At 38.7% G+C, this 17,591-nt stretch carries 17 protein-coding genes; 2 read left to right on the plus strand and 15 right to left on the minus strand.

Annotated features, from left to right (window positions below; genetic code table 11):
* Nucleotides 1–13: 13 nt before the first annotated feature.
* The 9 genes from cvpA to F1325_RS12550 all read right to left on the minus strand — a co-directional run bounded on the left by cvpA (nucleotide 14) and on the right by F1325_RS12550 (nucleotide 8,497).
* Nucleotides 14–505 carry a colicin V production protein gene (cvpA, locus tag F1325_RS12510; protein ID WP_109370911.1) on the minus strand — a complete coding sequence of 164 codons (492 nt, stop codon included), beginning with the start codon at nucleotides 503–505 and terminating at the stop codon, nucleotides 14–16.
* A 185-nt stretch (nucleotides 506–690) separates the two neighbouring features.
* Nucleotides 691–1,344: a cell division protein DedD gene (gene dedD, locus F1325_RS12515; protein WP_109370912.1), complete on the minus strand. Its 654-nt coding sequence runs from the start codon at nucleotides 1,342–1,344 to the stop codon at nucleotides 691–693.
* A complete protein-coding gene (gene folC / locus F1325_RS12520; protein ID WP_109370913.1) occupies nucleotides 1,334–2,632 on the minus strand; it encodes a bifunctional tetrahydrofolate synthase/dihydrofolate synthase in 1,299 nt (432 codons plus the stop codon). Before folC ends, dedD begins: the two co-directional genes overlap by 11 nt.
* Entirely contained in the window at nucleotides 2,625–3,587 is a 963-nt protein-coding gene (accD, locus tag F1325_RS12525; protein ID WP_109370914.1) for an acetyl-CoA carboxylase, carboxyltransferase subunit beta, read from the minus strand. The genes folC and accD overlap by 8 nt, the downstream gene beginning before the upstream one ends.
* 169 nt (nucleotides 3,588–3,756) lie before the next feature.
* Complete coding sequence (locus tag F1325_RS12530; protein WP_109370915.1) at nucleotides 3,757–4,458, minus strand: DedA family protein; 702 nt, start codon at nucleotides 4,456–4,458, stop codon at nucleotides 3,757–3,759.
* Between the two features lie 24 nt (nucleotides 4,459–4,482).
* Nucleotides 4,483–5,367, minus strand: a complete 885-nt coding sequence (truA, locus tag F1325_RS12535) for a tRNA pseudouridine(38-40) synthase TruA (RefSeq protein ID WP_244184985.1) — start codon at nucleotides 5,365–5,367, stop codon at nucleotides 4,483–4,485.
* Nucleotides 5,367–6,377: an aspartate-semialdehyde dehydrogenase gene (locus F1325_RS12540; RefSeq protein ID WP_160230535.1), complete on the minus strand. Its 1,011-nt coding sequence runs from the start codon at nucleotides 6,375–6,377 to the stop codon at nucleotides 5,367–5,369. Before F1325_RS12540 ends, truA begins: the two co-directional genes overlap by 1 nt.
* Nucleotides 6,378–6,422: 45 nt before the next feature.
* Nucleotides 6,423–7,565: a 4-phosphoerythronate dehydrogenase PdxB gene (pdxB, locus tag F1325_RS12545; protein WP_109370917.1), complete on the minus strand. Its 1,143-nt coding sequence runs from the start codon at nucleotides 7,563–7,565 to the stop codon at nucleotides 6,423–6,425.
* A 149-nt stretch (nucleotides 7,566–7,714) separates the two neighbouring features.
* Nucleotides 7,715–8,497 (minus strand): AraC family transcriptional regulator, encoded by a 783-nt coding sequence (locus F1325_RS12550; protein ID WP_109370918.1) that lies wholly within the window; start codon nucleotides 8,495–8,497, stop codon nucleotides 7,715–7,717.
* 121 nt (nucleotides 8,498–8,618) lie between these two features.
* Here F1325_RS12550 and F1325_RS12555 point away from each other — a divergent pair, with 121 nt between their 5' ends.
* A complete protein-coding gene (locus tag F1325_RS12555; protein ID WP_109370919.1) occupies nucleotides 8,619–9,539 on the plus strand; it encodes a DMT family transporter in 921 nt (306 codons plus the stop codon).
* A 563-nt stretch (nucleotides 9,540–10,102) separates the two neighbouring features.
* Here F1325_RS12555 and fabB read toward each other — a convergent pair.
* Nucleotides 10,103–11,314, minus strand: a complete 1,212-nt coding sequence (fabB, locus tag F1325_RS12560; protein ID WP_109370920.1) for a beta-ketoacyl-ACP synthase I — start codon at nucleotides 11,312–11,314, stop codon at nucleotides 10,103–10,105.
* A 205-nt stretch (nucleotides 11,315–11,519) separates the two neighbouring features.
* Here fabB and mnmC point away from each other — a divergent pair, with 205 nt between their 5' ends.
* On the plus strand, nucleotides 11,520–13,568 hold the full coding sequence (gene mnmC, locus F1325_RS12565) for a bifunctional tRNA (5-methylaminomethyl-2-thiouridine)(34)-methyltransferase MnmD/FAD-dependent 5-carboxymethylaminomethyl-2-thiouridine(34) oxidoreductase MnmC (protein ID WP_160230536.1): 2,049 nt from the start codon (nucleotides 11,520–11,522) through the stop codon (nucleotides 13,566–13,568).
* A gap of 196 nt (nucleotides 13,569–13,764) precedes the next feature.
* Here the strand turns inward: mnmC and F1325_RS12570 are convergent, their stop codons facing one another.
* From F1325_RS12570 to F1325_RS12590, 5 genes are all read right to left on the minus strand, one after another.
* Nucleotides 13,765–14,313: a GNAT family N-acetyltransferase gene (locus F1325_RS12570; RefSeq protein ID WP_109370922.1), complete on the minus strand. Its 549-nt coding sequence runs from the start codon at nucleotides 14,311–14,313 to the stop codon at nucleotides 13,765–13,767.
* Nucleotides 14,314–14,421: 108 nt separating this feature from the next.
* Nucleotides 14,422–15,318, minus strand: a complete 897-nt coding sequence (locus F1325_RS12575) for a hypothetical protein (protein WP_160230537.1) — start codon at nucleotides 15,316–15,318, stop codon at nucleotides 14,422–14,424.
* 328 nt (nucleotides 15,319–15,646) lie between these two features.
* Entirely contained in the window at nucleotides 15,647–15,919 is a 273-nt protein-coding gene (locus F1325_RS12580; RefSeq protein ID WP_109370924.1) for a YfcL family protein, read from the minus strand.
* A gap of 154 nt (nucleotides 15,920–16,073) precedes the next feature.
* Entirely contained in the window at nucleotides 16,074–16,628 is a 555-nt protein-coding gene (locus F1325_RS12585; protein WP_088495095.1) for an elongation factor P hydroxylase, read from the minus strand.
* 17 nt (nucleotides 16,629–16,645) lie between these two features.
* Nucleotides 16,646–17,446: a sulfite exporter TauE/SafE family protein gene (locus tag F1325_RS12590; RefSeq protein WP_109370925.1), complete on the minus strand. Its 801-nt coding sequence runs from the start codon at nucleotides 17,444–17,446 to the stop codon at nucleotides 16,646–16,648.
* Between the last annotated feature and the right edge of the window lie 145 nt (nucleotides 17,447–17,591).

Consider the following 17,591-nt stretch of genomic DNA (forward strand, 5'->3'; position numbering starts at 1 on the left):
CCAGACGGAGAGGTTATATTCTCTCCGACACGAAACTTGACGCATTTTGCAGGTAGTCAAAGAACCACCTAATAATATGGTTGAATTGAGGAATAAGCTCAGAACGTTGCCAATCAGCGCTATCTGCCATAGGCGTAAATGCGCCTAAAACAAAAAGTAATGCTGAAACTATCAGCACGCCTCTTAAAGCCCCGAAACAGATCCCCAAGACACGATCTGTACCTGATAACCCTGTGCGTTGAACAAGAGAGCTAATCACATAATTCACAACAGCACCGACAATCAGTGTCGCAATAAATAACGTGACTATTGCAATCCCGTTACGAACCAGCTCATCTTCAAACCGGGTAAAATAGACGGCAAGATAAGGATAAAACTGACTAGCAACAAAGAAACCACAACCCCAGGTGATGAGTGACAATGCTTCACGAACAAAGCCACGGATCAGGCTGACTAATGCGGAAAAACCAATAATGGCAATGATGGCGTAATCTATCCAGACCATAAATTCTTTATCCAATAATGATGCTCCGCATTAATACGGAAGCATTCTAACAGAAAACGAAAACGTTTGCGTAATGCTAATTTTCGCTAATTTCAAAATAATTTACGGCGATATGAAAAATCATAATCGCCGCAATAAGTTAACGCTTTGTTACATCACTCATCTGATGACTCGTTTAGAAAAAATTAAGGCTTATATGCCCTTACCTCACCTTGTAAGCCCGTAAGCTCTTTTAAATGAGGCAAAATAGCCTGTAATTCTGACTTAGATGCACTAGGACCAATGTAAATTCGAGTCACTTGTCCAGCAACAGGGCGTGCGGGTACGGTATATACCGGATAACCTGAGAAATGCATTTTCGCAATAATTTCTTCTACCTTCGCCGCATTTTTCAACGCACCTAATTGAACAACCCAAGCCTCGCCTTTCGGTGGCTGAGTTTCTTGTACGGGTGGTGCTGGTGGTTGTACTGGTGGCGTAACCACAGCCTGAGGCTCTGGTATAGGCGTTGGCTGTTGTGGTGGTTGTACCGGTGGTGTAACAGGTACAACAGCAGGTGGTTCAGGTGTTGTAACAGCAGGTTGCTCGACACCTGTCACTGCTTCAGAAAGCATACCTTCAGATGCGCCTTCTGATGGAGTAGAAGGCACTGAAGTTTGCTCTATCGGGGCGATAGATTCTATTTCTTGCTCATCACCTGGTTTGGGTACTAAAGGAATAGAGGCGAACTGGTCTTCGTTATATTTCTTATCGCCGTCGAGCAGTGCAGGTAAAAAAATGACCCCTACTGCCACCAATACAACGGCACCGACTAAGCGATTTTGAAATTTACTTGCCACCCACACTCTCCTTTTCCAAAAGTTCCATCACATGCGCGACTGTATGAAATGAGCCACAAACCACAACAATATCGTTAGGAGCAGCATCGGACATTGCTTGTTGCCATGCATTTTCAACACTATCGAATACCATTGGTTTCTCGAGATGTTGAGCTAACACATCCGCAGAAGCACCACGAAATTCATTAAGTGGAGCTACATACCAATGATCAGCCAATGGTGTTAAGCACGCTAAAGTGCCTGCGATATCTTTATCACCCAGCATACCAACAACAATACGCACTTGAGTATCAGATTTTTGTGGTAATTGTGATAACTTTTCCGCTAAATATCCTGCTGCATGAGGATTATGTGCCACATCAAAGATAACCAAAGGATGTTGAGAAATTACCTGAAAACGACCTGGTAATTGTGCACGAGACATACCGTCGACAATACTTTGCTGTGTTATTGCTTGGCTGACTTTGTCATCAGATTTAAGCAAGCAACGAATAACCCCCATCGCTGTCGCCGCATTGGCTAGCGGAATATTAGGGATTGGCAGCGCATCAAATTCACAATCAGCACAACGCCACTGCCAGTGATCGCCTTCAATAACAAAAGACCAATCTGTTCCACGACGGAAAAGCTTGGCTTGTTTTTCATTGGCAACTTGTGCAATGGAATGAGGCATATCTGGCTCACCCACAACAGCATAATGATTGGCTCGGAAAATACCGGCTTTCTCGTGACCAATATGCTCTCTATCTGCGCCTAACCAATCAGTATGATCGAGGGCAATACTTGTGATAGCAGCAATATCGGCATCAACGATATTTGTAGCATCTAACCGACCGCCTAATCCTACTTCAAGAATAACAACATCAAGTTGTGCTTGTTGAAATAACTTCAGCGCAGCCAGAGTGCCATATTCAAAAAAAGTGAGCGAGATATCGCCTCTAGCTTGTTCAATTTCTGCAAAAACATCACAAAAAGCATTTTCGGAGAGTTCTTTGCCTTGGATACGAACGCGTTCTGTATAACGAACAAGATGAGGGGAGCTATAAACGCCGACTTTCAATCCTGATGCTATCAAGATTGACTCTAGCATATGACAGGTTGTGCCTTTTCCATTTGTGCCTGAGACAGTGATTACCTTAGGCGCAGGACGTAACACGTTTAATATTTTTCCTACCTTGCCGACTCGCTCTAACCCCATATCAATGGCGCTAGAGTGTAAATGTTCAAGATAAGAAAGCCACACCGACAAAGGCGATGTGGCTTTAGGAGCAGTTATGATATTAGACATCTTCTTTTTTATTCGTTTCGATGTTAATTTCTGGCTCGTTGTCTGTAGATTCAATTTCATCAGCAATCATTTCTTCACCGATGATTTCATCTTCATCTTCTACTAAATCATATTGAGTCAGCTTAGCCAGTAATTCAGCCAGCTCATCACGCATTTGAGGACGACGAATAATCATATCAATCGCCCCTTTTTCTAACAGGAACTCACTACGTTGGAAACCAGCAGGCAGTTTTTCACGTACTGTTTGTTCAATAACGCGGGGACCTGCAAAGCCAATCAATGCTTTAGGTTCAGCAACATTAATATCACCTAACATCGCTAAACTTGCAGAAACACCACCCATTGTAGGGTCAGTCATAACTGAAATATAAGGTAAACCACGCTCTTGCATTTTTGCTAATGCTGCACTGGTTTTGGCCATTTGCATTAATGACATCAGCGCTTCCTGCATACGAGCGCCACCACTTGCAGAGAAGCAAACTAATGGGCAGTTATCTTCGAGTGCTTGTTCAACCGCACGAACAAAACGCGCCCCAACAACAGAAGCCATTGAACCGCCCATAAACGCAAATTCAAAGGATGCAGCAACAACTGGCATCTTTTTCAGCGTTCCTTTCATCACGATTAATGCGTCTTTTTCTTGCGTTTGCTTTTGAGCAGCGCTAATTCTGTCTTTGTATTTTTTAGAGTCGCGGAATTTCAGAATATCTTTAGGTTCTAATTCGCTACCTAATTCTGTTGTACTTCCTGTATCAAGGAAAGTCTCAAGGCGACGGCGCGCTGAAATGCGCATATGGTGATCACATTTAGGGCAAACCTCTAAATTGCGCTCTAATTCTGCGCGATAGAGTACCTGCCCACAGCTGTCACATTTAGTCCAAACCCCTTCAGGGATATTGGCTTTACGTGAACTTGTGATAGTGCTTTTGTTTAGAATTTTTTCAATCCAGCTCATTAATGGACCTTTTCGTCTGAATCTGACCTTCGCCAGTAAAATTATTGTTAGCGTATCAACCACAATACACTGGCTGTGTGGTTAGCAAAGTTTATGATGATACCGCTTACTGAATTTCAGCGCATCTCTTTATTATGGCTATTCTACGGCAAAAACTGATGATAACTGCTCAAACCTCTTTGTTATCACTTTCTTTCTTTGCTTTTGCACTCGCTCTACGATGGCGTAAGATCTCAATAACGCCCGGTAAAATAGAAATAACAATAATGGCAACAATTAGCAATTTTAAGTTCTTTTGAACTATATCTAAGTCACCAAAAAAGTATCCTGCATAAGTAAATAGCAGTACCCATGCAATTGCCCCAGTAACATTATAAAAGGCAAAGTGACGATATGACATTTTACCCATTCCTGCAACGAATGGCGCAAAAGTTCGGATAATCGGCACGAATCTTGCCAAAATTATTGCTTTACCACCATGCTTTTCATAAAAAGCATGGGTTTTATCTAGATATTCACGACGGAAAATCTTTGAATCAGGCTTACTAAACAGTTTTTCACCAAAAAGTCGTCCAATAGAATAGTTAACGGCATCACCTAAAATGGCGGCACAAAGTAGCAGTAAAACAATAATATGAACATTCACATCATTAGTTTCTAATGAAGCTAAAGCGCCAGCAACGAATAATAAGGAGTCTCCGGGTAAGAAAGGCGTTACTACCAACCCTGTTTCACAGAAAACAATAAGAAACAAAATGGCATAAACCCATGTACCATATTGTGCGACAAGCTCTGCTAAATGTGCATCAATATGTAAAATGAAATCAATTAGAAATTTAATTAAATCAACAAATTGCGTTAATATTTCCATAAATCCTCAGAAAACTGGGTGTTTTTATGATTGAGATATCTCAATAGGGTTATCCGCTAAAAATAGTGGACCCATTGCAGGTTTTGGTAATTCAAATTGCTCAGGATAATCCACAGATACCAAGTACAGTCCATTTGCTTTGGCTGTTGCAGCCGCTTTGGTTCTGTCTTTTAAGGCTAATAGTTCAGCCATCCAAGTAATATCCTGATTGCCACACCCTATTTCTAGAAGACTGCCAACAATATTTCTCACCATATGATGAACAAACGCATTCGCTTTAATATCCACGACAACATAGTCACCATATCGAGAAACATTGACATGCATAACATTACGCCATGGCGTTCGAGATTGACATTGGACAGCTCTAAAAGAGGTAAAATCATTTTCACCCAGTAGACATTGTGCTGCTTGATGCATGCGTTCAGCGTCTAAAGGATAATGAAAATGTGTCACTCCTGATGACAAGATAGCGGGACGATAGCGATGATTAAAAATCACATAGCGATAACGTCTTGCTGTTGCACTAAAGCGAGCATGAAAATCGTCAGAAACCGTTTTTACCCAACGTACTGCAATATCCGCAGGCAAATGGGTATTCACTCCCATAGTCCAAGCGGGATCTTTGCGATGTGCCGTTGTTTCAAAATGGACAACTTGCCCCGTTGCGTGCACACCAGCATCTGTCCTTCCAGCACAAAAAACCGATATAGGCTCATTAGCCACTTGTGAAAGTGCTTTTTCTAGCCGTTCTTGTACACTACGCACTTCATTTTGGCGTTGCCAGCCATAATAGCGACTACCATCATATTCAACGCCTAAAGCAATTTTGATTGTTGTGCTTTCAGAGGCAACCGCTGACTCAGTCAAGGGCTGTTCTGTCACTTCAGCACTCACTTGCACATTCATTAGTAAAACTGCTCCTGCATTAATTGCTCTGCTACTTCAACAGCCATTAATGCCCCGCCAAAGCGCACGTTATCTGCTACTGACCAAAATTGTAAGGCTTCTGGCATACCATAATCATTACGGAAGCAACCTAAATTCAAGCTCACATTGCCTGAAGCATCAGTCACTTGTGTTGGAAAATCATTTTCATCACTGATATTCAGATCTTCATTTTCTTGTAATGTCTCACGCGCTTCATCACTCCCCATTGGACGAGATGTTTCTAATTGCACGGATTGCGCATTACCATAAAAAACGGGTGCTTGTAATGTGGTGATAGAAATAGGCAAACCTTCGTCTTGCAAAATTTTACGAATTTGATCAACCATGCGACGCTCTTCTTGTATAGAGCCTTCGTCATCAACCATTAAAGGTAAAATATTAAATGCTAATTGCTTATTAAAACGACCTAATTCAGGAGGAATACCGTTAAGTAAACGGGCACTTTGCCCTGCCAGTTCATCTACGGCTTGTTTTCCAAAACGAGAAACAGACATTAAGTTTGTCACGCTAAGGCGTGTTAAACCCGCAGATTCTGTTAATGGGTTAATGGCGCGTAATAATTGGCTTACCATGCTATCAGCTATTGAAACAATATTACGAGTACGGTATTCCGCTAGCATTGCACTGTTCACGCCAGGAACAACCAATGGTATATCCCAATCCATTGCAAAAATGCCACTACAATCAATAACAATACAGCCAGCATCAGCCGCTTGTTGTGCATATTGCGCACTGATTTCTGTTGGTGCGGCAAAGAAAGCTAATTGAATATCAGCCCACTCGATATTGTGAATATCTTGAACCGCAACACTTTTGCTGTTTACACGCACCGATTTTCCAATGCTATCTTCACTTGCGATTGCAGTTAATTCACCAATGGGAAATTCACGCTCTTGTAGCAGTTCTAAAATCGCTTCACCGACAGCGCCTGTTGCACCAACAACTGCAATATTCCAACCTTCTCCCATAAGATATCCTCCAATAACATAAATTTTTAAAAATAATATTTTGCTTTATTTGTGTGTAGTACTTTTATATGTAGCACTAAAGCCAATTGCATTTAATATATCAACCGTAGTTTGATTGTCACAAATGACATGGAGTGAAGACCACTCACGACGAACAGGATAAAATTTGCGTAATTTATCAAACTCCCCTTTTATTCCTGCTACTTTTCGTAATGGAGCATCATCACGACGCACATCATAAACAAGGTGAATAAGTTGTTTTAAAAGTGTTTGTGTTAACTCACCTTGTACTGAAATGGTGGAAATAGTAGGTGCAGGTAACAGAGTTGATAATTCAACTTTTTGAGGTTGTCCAATAAAATCACAATAAGCTTCAAAAACTTGAGTTGTACCACGCGCCTTACCTTCTAAGGTGTAACCCGCAATATGTGGTGTTGCGATATCAACTTTATTTAATAACTCAATAGAGAGATCTGGCTCTGGCTCCCAAACATCCAACACAACGCGTAAGGATTTACCTTTCTCAAGTACAGACAATAATGCTTGATTATCAACAACCTCGCCACGGCTCGCATTAATTAAAATACGACCTTCAGGTAATTTTTCGAGGTTGCTCTCATTAATTAAATGATAACTTTTGTATAAGCCTGATTTATTGAGAGGTGTATGGAAAGTTAGAATATCTGCTTTTTCTAACAATGTTTCCAAGGGATGAAACTCTTCATCATCACCATTATCCGCTCTTGGTGGATCGCAAAGTAAAACATTTACACCCAATGCGCGAAGGCGTGTTGCTAATCGACCGCCCACATTTCCCACACCAACAATACCAACGACTTTATCGGTCAATTGAAAGTTATCTTGCTCTGCTAACATCATCAGAGCAGAAAATACATATTCAACAACCGCGATAGCATTACAACCTGGGGCTGATGAAAAACCAATTTGTTGCTGTTTTAACCATGCAATATCTACATGATCGAAACCCGCAGTCGCGGTTCCAACAAATTTTACTGGCTTGCCTGATAATAAGGATTCATTGACTTTAGTAATTGATCTCACCATTAAGGCATCAGAATCATTAAGCTCATCAGTAGGTAATGGGCGACCAGAAACAGCTTTTACCTCACCTAATTGGCGGAAAAGTTGTTCCGCATAAGGCATATTTTCATCAACCAGAATTTTCACGGTGTTATCTCACTGATTTGGTATTTATGTGTGTAAACAATCAATCGAAAAACAAAATTAAGCGATCTATTTTGCCACTTATTCACAGTAAAGCCTATTATTGACAGTAAAATCCGCCTAGATTTTAAGTAAATATATGAAAAGAAGGCTTAACAATTGGGTAATCGACGAAAACGTTCTGGTGTTGTGCCAGCATATTGTTGAAACATCGCAATAAATGAGGATGAAGAGCTATATCCCACATCAAATGCTATTTCATTCACACTTTTCCCTTGTTCTAATAAAGAAATTGCATGTAAAAAGCGTAGGCGCTTACGCCATTCACTAAATGACATGCCTAATTCTTGTTGGCAACGACGAGAGAGTGTTCTTTCTGAGGTATAACGCTTTTTAGCCCATTCTTCTAACGAGGTATTATCCGCTGGGTCCTGCTCTAATACAGAAAGTATGGGAGCAAGTAATTTATCTTTAGAAGACGGTAAATAAGTATGATGTATTGGCGAAACTTTAAGTTGATCAATCAGTACTTGAGCTAAACGAAAATCTTCTTCTGTTTGTGGTTTACACACACCACGATGAAAAAAGTCGGAAAATATGGTTGAAAAAATAGCACTTAATTGAATCAAACAAGGTTTATCTAATAATCCATCACACCAACTTGGCGCGATATCTAGCACCTTAAAAGAGAGTGTTTTTTTATTGTAACTAGCATGCCCTACATTTTTGGGTATCCATACACTAAATTCTGGTGGCGCTAAAAACCGCTGTCCTCCAGCTTCTAAATCCATGACACCAGAAATCACATAAAGTAACTGACCAAAATCATGTTGATGATAAACAAACTCTGTTTCAGCTAATAGTTGCTCATCACGAAATCGAACTGTATCTGGATCAGACAATAACCATTGCATTTTTTGTTGTTCAATTGTCATCTTTATGTTGATCTCTTGTCATGTTGTCTTTATTGGCCTATCTATTGTCTGGTTTTCATTATATATATCTAATCAGACAGACTTACAATAGCGACCTGGTTTAAAAATAGATGTGAGAACAATGAAAAACGCAATTTTTCCGCTTTTAGCGGTGTTAATCTGGTCCATTAATGCAGTCGTCAATAAAGCAGCCGCGTCTGTTATCGATCCTGCTGCAATCTCTTTTTATCGTTGGTTCCTCGCCTTTTTAATTATGACACCTTTTTTGGTCATGCCAGTTTGGCATCATCGTAAAACCGTCAAACAATATTGGTGGAAATTATTTATTCTTGGTGCATTAGGGATGGTGATGTACCAAAGTTTAGCTTATTATGCGGCACACTATGTTAGCGCAACATTTATGGGGATTCTGAACTCTCTCATCCCATTATTAACCGTTATTATTAGCATTTTTGTTTTACGTGTTGTACCTACGGTAGGTATTGTTTTAGGCACAGTGCTTTCAATTAGTGGCTTAGTTTGGCTAATTAGCCGTGGCGAACCCTCTCAATTGCTTTCTCAAGGTTTGGGTTATGGTGAGCTGATGATGTTTATTGCTTCGGCGTCATACGCCCTTTACGGTGTATTAACAAAACGATGGTCAATTGCACTACCTAACTGGCAATCACTTTATGTGCAAATTGGATTTGGTGTTCTGTTATTATTGCCAAACTTCTTTCTTGCCGAAAGTGTTGCGTTAACAAAAGATAATATTGGATTAGTTATCTTTGCAGGTATCGGAGCTTCTATTCTTGCACCTTATCTGTGGATTTTAGGTGTGATGAAATTAGGTGCAAATACGACCTCTATTTTTATGAACCTAATGCCATTATTTACTGCAATGATTGCTATCGCGCTTCTCGGTGAAGAAATGCATAGTTATCACTTAGTGGGTGGTGGTATTGTGTTACTAGGTGTGCTCTTAGTGCAACAACTTAGAACACCACTGAATTTCCGACGTCAGTCTGCTCAGAAAAAAGCAGATTGTCATCAGGAGATGTGAGTCAATGTCAAAAAGACAACAATAAAAAAATGCCGGCTAAATTCTTAGCCGGTCACATTCATATGCTAGGTTTAATAAATAAAACTGACACAAGAAATCAAAGTATAAAATATAAAGTAATACAAGTATCCGAGGCAAACATTACCAACTTTTATATTAAATAGCTCCTACTTATTTGTAATAAAATAACCCAGATCAATTTTTTTGCACTCTTTTTGTCTTATTCAACTTTTCCATTCACCTAACTCCATATAAAACAAAATAATTAATGATTTTGGATAGAATTAAATTAAACGATTGAAATAAAATGAAGCTAATTTATTTTTCTCAATATAAACAATACATTAACAAATTTTGTCTATTTTATTAGAATAATAAAATGAGTAACTATTAGGAAAGGTATTTTTAAACGTTATTTATATAATCTTTTTTTAATGATTTTTATTCGAAAAATATCTTTATTAGAATAATAAATTATTTTTCATAATAAATTTCAAATAAAAAAGCAGACTCCATTAAAATGAAGTCTGCTTTTTTTAATAAGTAAATATAAGTATATCTAACTATTTTTTATATTTGCTCATGACTAATGAAGCATTTGTACCACCAAAACCAAAGCTATTTGACATTACAGTCTCCAGCTTCTGTTCTGTTGGTTGAGTAATGATGTTCATCCCCATTGCTTTATCGTCTAATTCTTCGATATTGATGCTTGGTGCAATAAATCCATGCTCTAACATCAGTAGGCTATAAATTGCTTCATGCACACCAGCAGCACCTAATGAGTGACCAGTCATTGCTTTTGTTGCTGAGATAGCTGGAGTATGCGAGCCAAACACTTCCGTGATAGCTTCAAGCTCTTTTAGATCACCAACTGGCGTTGAAGTACCGTGTGTATTGATATAATCAACTTTATCAATACCTTGCATCGCCATTTGCATACAACGCACAGCACCTTCACCTGAAGGAGCAACCATGTCTGCACCGTCAGATGTTGCACCATAACCTACGATTTCACCATAGATGTGTGCACCACGCGCTAATGCGTGTTCTAATTCTTCAACAACCACAATACCGCCACCGCCTGCGATAACAAAACCATCACGATTTTTATCGTAAGTACGAGAAGCTTTGGTTGGGGTTTCGTTATATTTAGTTGAAAGTGCACCCATGGCGTCAAATTCGCAGGTCATTTCCCAACTTAACTCTTCACCACCACCAGCAAATACAACATCTTGTTTGCCTAACTGGATCAGCTCAACAGCGTGACCAATACAGTGTGCTGATGTTGAACAAGCAGAACTGATTGAATAGTTAACGCCTTTAATTTTGAAAGGTGTTGCTAAACAAGCTGAAACACCTGATGCCATTGCACGAGTTACCATATAAGGACCTACGCCACGTAGGCCTTTAGCTCTCATGCCATCAGAACCTTGTACTTGGTTACGTGGAGAACCTCCACCAGAGCCAACGACTAAGCCAGAACGAATATTAGAAACTTGGTCTTCTGTCAGACCTGAATCAGCTATCGCCTCTTGCATAGATAAATAGGCATAAACCGATGCGTCGCTCATAAAACGGCGGATTTTACGGTCAATAAGACCTTCAGTATCAAGCTTAACGTTGCCCCAAATGTGGCTACGAAGCCCCATCTCTTTAAATTCTTCTGAGAAAGTTATCCCGGAACGACCTTCCTTTAAAGAATCCAGCACTTCTTTCTGGTTATTACCAATGCTCGAAACAATACCCAGACCCGTGATCACTGCGCGCTTCATTCATACCTCTTTACAATAATAGTTGTAGCTGCGGGATTTCTGACTAGCACTTTAGCGTACAGTTGTACGCCGAACAAGTCCGATCAGGATCTTTTTTACAAAAATACAGATAACCTAATAAAACGCTTTCCCCTTTAAGGCTGGCACAAGCTACCTAACAGCGCTAAGATGTTGGATAATTTTTTCGAGAAATACAGGCAGTTCCGTGAATAATAGCCCGATAAATACTGCGTCTTTAAGTTGGAATGAACTTGGTACGCCTATCTCTGAACAATTTGGCGATATTTACTTTTCAAACCAAGACGGTCTAGAAGAAACTCGACATGTGTTCTTACATGGAAATCATTTTCCATCACGTTTTGGTACACATGTACGCTCTGAATGTGTTATCGCAGAAACAGGATTTGGTACTGGCCTTAATTTTTTAACACTATGGCAAGCTTTCGAGCAATTTAGACAAACGTCTCCTAATTCTCGTTTAAAACGCCTTCATTATGTAAGTTTCGAAAAATTCCCTCTGACTAAAAGTGATTTACGAGCCGCACATCGCCATTGGCCTGAACTCGAAAAATATTCACAAGCGCTTTGTTCTCAATGGCCATTAGCCATTGCAGGTTGCCACCGCATTATTCTTGCTGATGGAACAATCACATTGGATTTATGGTTTGGTGATATCAACACCTTGTTACCCCAAACTCGCCAAGCGCTACATAACAAAGTGGATGCATGGTTCTTAGACGGTTTTGCTCCTTCTAAAAATCCACAAATGTGGAGTGAAACTCTCTTTCAATCGATGGCTGATTCAATGAGAGAAAACGGTACATTTGCAACATTCACCGCCGCAGGGATCGTCAAACGAGGTTTGCAAAGTGCTGGTTTTGAGATAAATAAAATCAAAGGATTTGGTCAAAAAAGAGAGATGCTGACAGGTGTTTTTCCACATACTCCATCCCCTGAGTTTCTCCCTTACTATGCAAGGCCAAGTGCAACCAAAGCACAGAATATTGCAATTATAGGTGGCGGTATTGCCAGCACATTTACGGCACTTTCGTGCCTAAGAAGAGGCGCCAATGTCACCTTATATTGTGAAGATAAACAACCTGCAACTAATGCCTCAGGCAATCGACAAGGTGTGTTATATCCTTTACTTAATGGCAAATCCGATGAACTAGAACAATTTTTCACAACCGCATTTCTATTTGCTCATCGCACTTATGACAATTTGAGTAAAGCAGGTATTCCTTTTTCACATCAATGGTCTGGTGTCGCACAGATTATTTATAACGAGAAAGTTCGTAAAAAAGCACAGAGAATTATGGATAATTCTATACCTTTTGCTCAAATAGCATGTTATCTCGATGAAAATGAAATCAATAAACTCAGCGGAGTAGATGTTAATTGTGATGCATTGTTTTACCCACAAGCGGGATGGCTTTCACCGACTGAGCTCACGATCAATACATTAAAATACGCTGAACAATTAGGTTTAACGTTGCGATTTAATCATCAAGTCACTCAAATAAGTGCGCAGAAAGCATCTTGGTGCTTAGATATTGTTCATCACGATGGAGTGAGTGCGACACAATTTCAATCACAATATGATTGCGTTATTTTGGCAAATGGACACCGAATCACAGACTTTACTCAAAGTGCAAAATTACCCATTAGCGCAGTTAGAGGTCAAGTTAGCCATATTCCAACAACAAAGGCATTATCAAAACTAAAAACGGTACTTTGTTATGATGGCTATTTTACGCCTGTTGATCACCAAGATAATTTGCATTGTGTAGGAGCAAGCTTTCGTCGCGATCGATTAGATTTAGCTATTTCGACTCAAGAGCAAGAAAATAACCAAGCTCATCTTATACAGTGTTTAGCAAAAGCCCCTTGGGTTAAAGAAGTTGATTTTAGCCGAAATGAAGCGCGAATTGGGATTCGTTGCACTATTCGCGATCACCTACCGTTATTAGGCGAAGTACCTGATTTCGAAAAATTGCGCGTGGCATACACGCACTTAGATAGATTTAAGCGTAGAAGACAAATACCCGCTTTAGCTCCTGCTTATCATCAACTTTATATTATCAGTGCGTTGGGCTCTCGTGGATTATGTTCAGCGCCTTTATCAGCTGAAATTCTGGCAAGTCAAATTTTTGATGAACCTTTTCCGGTTGAAGATGATGTATTGAATGCCTTACACCCTAATCGTTTTTGGGTAAGAGCATTACTACGAGGAAAACCGATTGAAGTGAAATAGCCAAGGTGATAAGTAGTATTGAAGCACTTAATTGAAATGATTATTAATAATAAAAGAAAATATTTTAGCCAAATAACTCATATCATACCTCCAAACGCCATAAATGTAGCTACAATGTAGCTACATTTAATGACGAATATATTACCTTTCTATCTTATATACCATTAGCTAAAAAACGTTTCTTTGTATAAAAAAACTAAACCTCAAATTTCATGGCACAGCGCGTTTCTTTTACAAAACCCCCGCTTTCAACTTCATTATTTAAGATTTCTTGCAAAGAATGAGGAATTTCGCTTTCTGACAAAATAGAAAAACCTAAGCGTTGATAATACGGCGCATTCCAAGGAACATGGCGAAATGTCGTCAACGTAACGGCACTAAATTGATGTGCCTTTGCTTCATCTTTTACTTTTTGAATAAGTAATTTACCAATACCTCTATTTTGCCAAGCTTCACTCACTGACAACTCATGAATAAATAAACTTTCAGGTAATGGCATCGTCATAATAAAACCAACTGGTTCATTTTCACTATTAACAGCCACCCAATGCCCTTTATGATTAATAAAGGCTAAATGTTTTTCAACACTTTGTACGCCACTCTCACTTATCCAACTTAAATCTTCTAAAGTACTAAAGAGTTGCCCTGCTGATTGCTCGATAGCAGGTAATTTAATTGCATCATCAATTTGTGTGGGGCGAAGAGTAATATCGTTATTTTTTATTTCGTTTTGTGTTGTTGTCATCTCTTTTCCAGCTCAGGTGTTTTTATACTTTTATGCTTAATTTATTAAAAAGCCATCCCGTTGGATGGCTTATGTTAAAGCTAAAATAATTTCTTATTTTTTAAATCGTTAATCTTTAGGTAATATGCCATAAGATTTAAATTTACCACTCTCTTCCATAAACTGATTATAATACTTGTTGTCTTCTACAGAGTCTTTCACGGCTCTATTAGCATACGCGCTAGAGACAGCCAGTGTCGCCTTATAAAGTTTATCTTTTAATGTGTTATGGATCTTCGGATCTTCACTTTCTTGAATTTGATTTAATAATGAAACTAGCTCTTCTGCTTCAGCTTGAATATCAGGATCAGTAAATTCTGCTGTCGGTAACATATAGTCTAAATCAAGATTAACAGAATCGTTATATTCATCTTCTTGAGTAAACGGAGCTAAATCTTTACCGTATTCCGCTGAAATATATTTAATAAATTCAGGTTTATCAAAGCATTTGTTTTTTATGCTACCGTCATTATTTTTATTGCGAGTGCGAATTTCATTAGGAAATGGCTCGCCTAAGGCATAAGTACACTGAAAAACATTACCATCAATTAATGTGGCATTAGTACTACGCACTGGAAGTTCAAATTCATAGCCATTAATAATAACTGGGTAATCGACAGGTTTAAATTGATCTGTTTTTCCCTTTACTGCATAAACTTCAGAAAGGGTGTAATACATAAAATTATCAGGATTTAATATGCCACCATTATTATTATCATAAACCATAAATCGAGCATCATTACCGGCACTATCTTTTAAATTATGCTCACCAGGTGACAGCGTTATGTAGCCATTTTTACCCGGCTCTACCTGATATTCTTTATCATCGACGCTAAAACTAATGACTTTTTCACTTGGATTACTGTAATAAAACTTATTTTTTTTATTATCTAAATCAAATTGATCACAAGCAGATAAAAATAAAACAGCGCTAGTCAGTAGTCCTATTTTAAAGAAATTTTTCATCGTATCGTTATCCTTATCATAAATATTCTATGCAAATCATTTGCATCCCGAGAAACATTCCTAAAAAACATTTAAAAGTAATTTTACAGAAATGGCAAGGAGTTACAAAAGATAGCACTATTATGCTTAATCAATGAGAGATACATCGACTTTGAAAAATCAAATAAAAACAATTGATAAATAGTAAGGATCAATTTTTGTATAAAAACCAATCTAATTCAACAGTAAATATCTTAAATATAACTTAGAGGCTGTGATCTTAATAAGATTTTAAGAAAGAAAAAAACAACCGATTTATGCCGGTTGTTCTCTTAGTAGACATGCCGAATTAATTAATTGAGTTAACTAAATCATGCCATGTAGACAAAACTAACGCTTGATCTGGAGGTGAAAGCTCGCCTGCTTTTATCGCCTTTTGAATGCTCTCTTCTACACGCGTTCTTAACGCTTCTAACTGTGTGTTATTTTCTTGCTCAAGTTCAGCAATAGCCAGTGTAATATGGCCTTGCAAATACCCGCCTGCAAATAACTCATCGTCAGAGGCATGTTCAACACGGCTATCAATTTTATCTAATAAGTACGCTTCATACTCAGAAAGCATTATTTATCCTCAATATATAATGTTGCTACTTTTTTATATTTACCTTGTATTAGCAAAGCATAAATACGTATGTTCTAGCAACCTTACTACTTCAGACTCCACCCTATTGGGTAAAACCTTCACAGTGGATAGGCGATAGTTATTCTCGCAATCCTTAATTAACTAAAGGATTTTCCTGATAAGGAAACATCTCTTCCGTTAGCTCTGGGGTATTGTAAAACAAATGTAACGCATTAATAAATAGCTGTGCACGAGGTGGCGTGTTTTTATCTCGTAAATAAGCGAGTACTTGTTCTCTAACTTTATTTCTAAATTCATAGCGATCAGGTTCAAAGTTACCTTCTAAATTGTCACAACTGACATTAAAAGGATAACCAGCAGCTTGGCAAAATAACCAATCCAATGCTTGAGGTTTGATTTCTACAACTTCAAACTGTCCTTGAGTGGTTTCATCTCGTCCATCTGGGCAATACCAGTAACCATAATCAACTTGTTGACGACGAGCCTCTCCGGCGATACACCAATGTGATATTTCATGTAATGCACTAGCATAAAAACCATGAGCAAAAATAATTTGGTGATAAGGTGTCTCTTCATTTGCAGGCAAATAAATCGGCTCATCATCCCCTTTAACTAAACGGGTTTGGAAACTTTCGCTAAAACATTGATTAAAGATATCAATTAACTGTTGATAATGATGTGCTGACATTTAAAAACCATCTATTCCTAATTAAAAAGTGCAGAAAACCAAAGTGCAATAGTATCACCATGATTGTCATGTATGAGTTTGATGCTCATCAAAAAGGAGATAATGACCAGCATAGGTCTTATTAATTTTTGCCCTTTTGTTAATACTAAACCTGCACCTAAGCGAGCACCAATAAACTGCCCACAAAGCATAACTAAACCAATAGTCCAAATAACCTGCCCACCAATAATAAAAAACAGTAAAGAGCCAAAGTTAGAGGTGAAGTTAAGTAACTTAGCATGAGCCGTCGCTTTTGAGAGATTATACCCAAGTAACATGACATAACCTAAAGCGAAAAAAGAGCCTGTTCCTGGTCCAAAAATACCATCATAAAAACCGACACCACCACCAAGCACTGCACCAAATGTATAGTAGCCAATACGTTGTTTACTGTCTTGAGCGCCTATTGATGGAGTAAGAAGAAAATAGAGACCAATAGCTATGGTAAGAATAGGAAGCGCTTGTTTAAGGATTTCTGGATTAATAAACTGCACCAACATGGCACCAGAAACCGCACCAATAAAAGTCATTAAAATTGCAAATCGCTGCGCTTTTAAATCAATAACTTTTCGACGTATAAAATAGAGCGTAGCTGAAAACGAGCCACCTACCGATTGCAGTTTATTCGTTGCTAGAGCTTGAACAGGCGGAACCCCTGCTGATAACAAAGCTGGAATAGTGATTAACCCACCACCACCAGCAATCGAATCAATAAAACCTGCGATTAAAGCAACAAAGAAGAGAAGAAGGTAGATGCCATCTGAAAAGAGCCAATCCATTTATCTATCCGAATTATTAGGAATGAAGGACGTGCTGCTGTGTTTATCTCATTTATTTAAAAAAGCCACAGCAACACTATCTGAGCATAATAAAATTAGGCGCTCACACCTTTAAAGCTAACATCAAACTTACAACAGTTTATCG

The sequence above is a fragment of the Proteus columbae genome (assembly GCF_009914335.1).
In the GTDB taxonomy this organism is placed as follows: domain Bacteria; phylum Pseudomonadota; class Gammaproteobacteria; order Enterobacterales; family Enterobacteriaceae; genus Proteus.

Excerpts from the sequence above, each read along its gene's own strand:
- F1325_RS12540 (WP_160230535.1), bottom strand. The coding sequence starts at position 6,377 with ATGGGAGAAGGTTGGAATATTGCAGTTGTTGGTGCAACAGGCGCTGTC.
- F1325_RS12555 (WP_109370919.1), top strand. The coding sequence starts at position 8,619 with ATGAAAAACGCAATTTTTCCGCTTTTAGCGGTGTTAATCTGGTCCATT.
- F1325_RS12580 (WP_109370924.1), bottom strand. The coding sequence starts at position 15,919 with ATGCTTTCTGAGTATGAAGCGTACTTATTAGATAAAATTGATAGCCGT.
- F1325_RS12550 (WP_109370918.1), bottom strand. The coding sequence starts at position 8,497 with ATGACAATTGAACAACAAAAAATGCAATGGTTATTGTCTGATCCAGAT.
- accD (WP_109370914.1), bottom strand. The coding sequence starts at position 3,587 with ATGAGCTGGATTGAAAAAATTCTAAACAAAAGCACTATCACAAGTTCA.
- fabB (WP_109370920.1), bottom strand. The coding sequence starts at position 11,314 with ATGAAGCGCGCAGTGATCACGGGTCTGGGTATTGTTTCGAGCATTGGT.
- truA (WP_244184985.1), bottom strand. The coding sequence starts at position 5,367 with ATGAATGTGCAAGTGAGTGCTGAAGTGACAGAACAGCCCTTGACTGAG.
- folC (WP_109370913.1), bottom strand. The coding sequence starts at position 2,632 with ATGTCTAATATCATAACTGCTCCTAAAGCCACATCGCCTTTGTCGGTG.
- F1325_RS12585 (WP_088495095.1), bottom strand. The coding sequence starts at position 16,628 with ATGTCAGCACATCATTATCAACAGTTAATTGATATCTTTAATCAATGT.
- F1325_RS12530 (WP_109370915.1), bottom strand. The coding sequence starts at position 4,458 with ATGGAAATATTAACGCAATTTGTTGATTTAATTAAATTTCTAATTGAT.
- F1325_RS12575 (WP_160230537.1), bottom strand. The coding sequence starts at position 15,318 with ATGAAAAATTTCTTTAAAATAGGACTACTGACTAGCGCTGTTTTATTT.
- F1325_RS12590 (WP_109370925.1), bottom strand. The coding sequence starts at position 17,446 with ATGGATTGGCTCTTTTCAGATGGCATCTACCTTCTTCTCTTCTTTGTT.
- F1325_RS12570 (WP_109370922.1), bottom strand. The coding sequence starts at position 14,313 with ATGACAACAACACAAAACGAAATAAAAAATAACGATATTACTCTTCGC.
- cvpA (WP_109370911.1), bottom strand. The coding sequence starts at position 505 with ATGGTCTGGATAGATTACGCCATCATTGCCATTATTGGTTTTTCCGCA.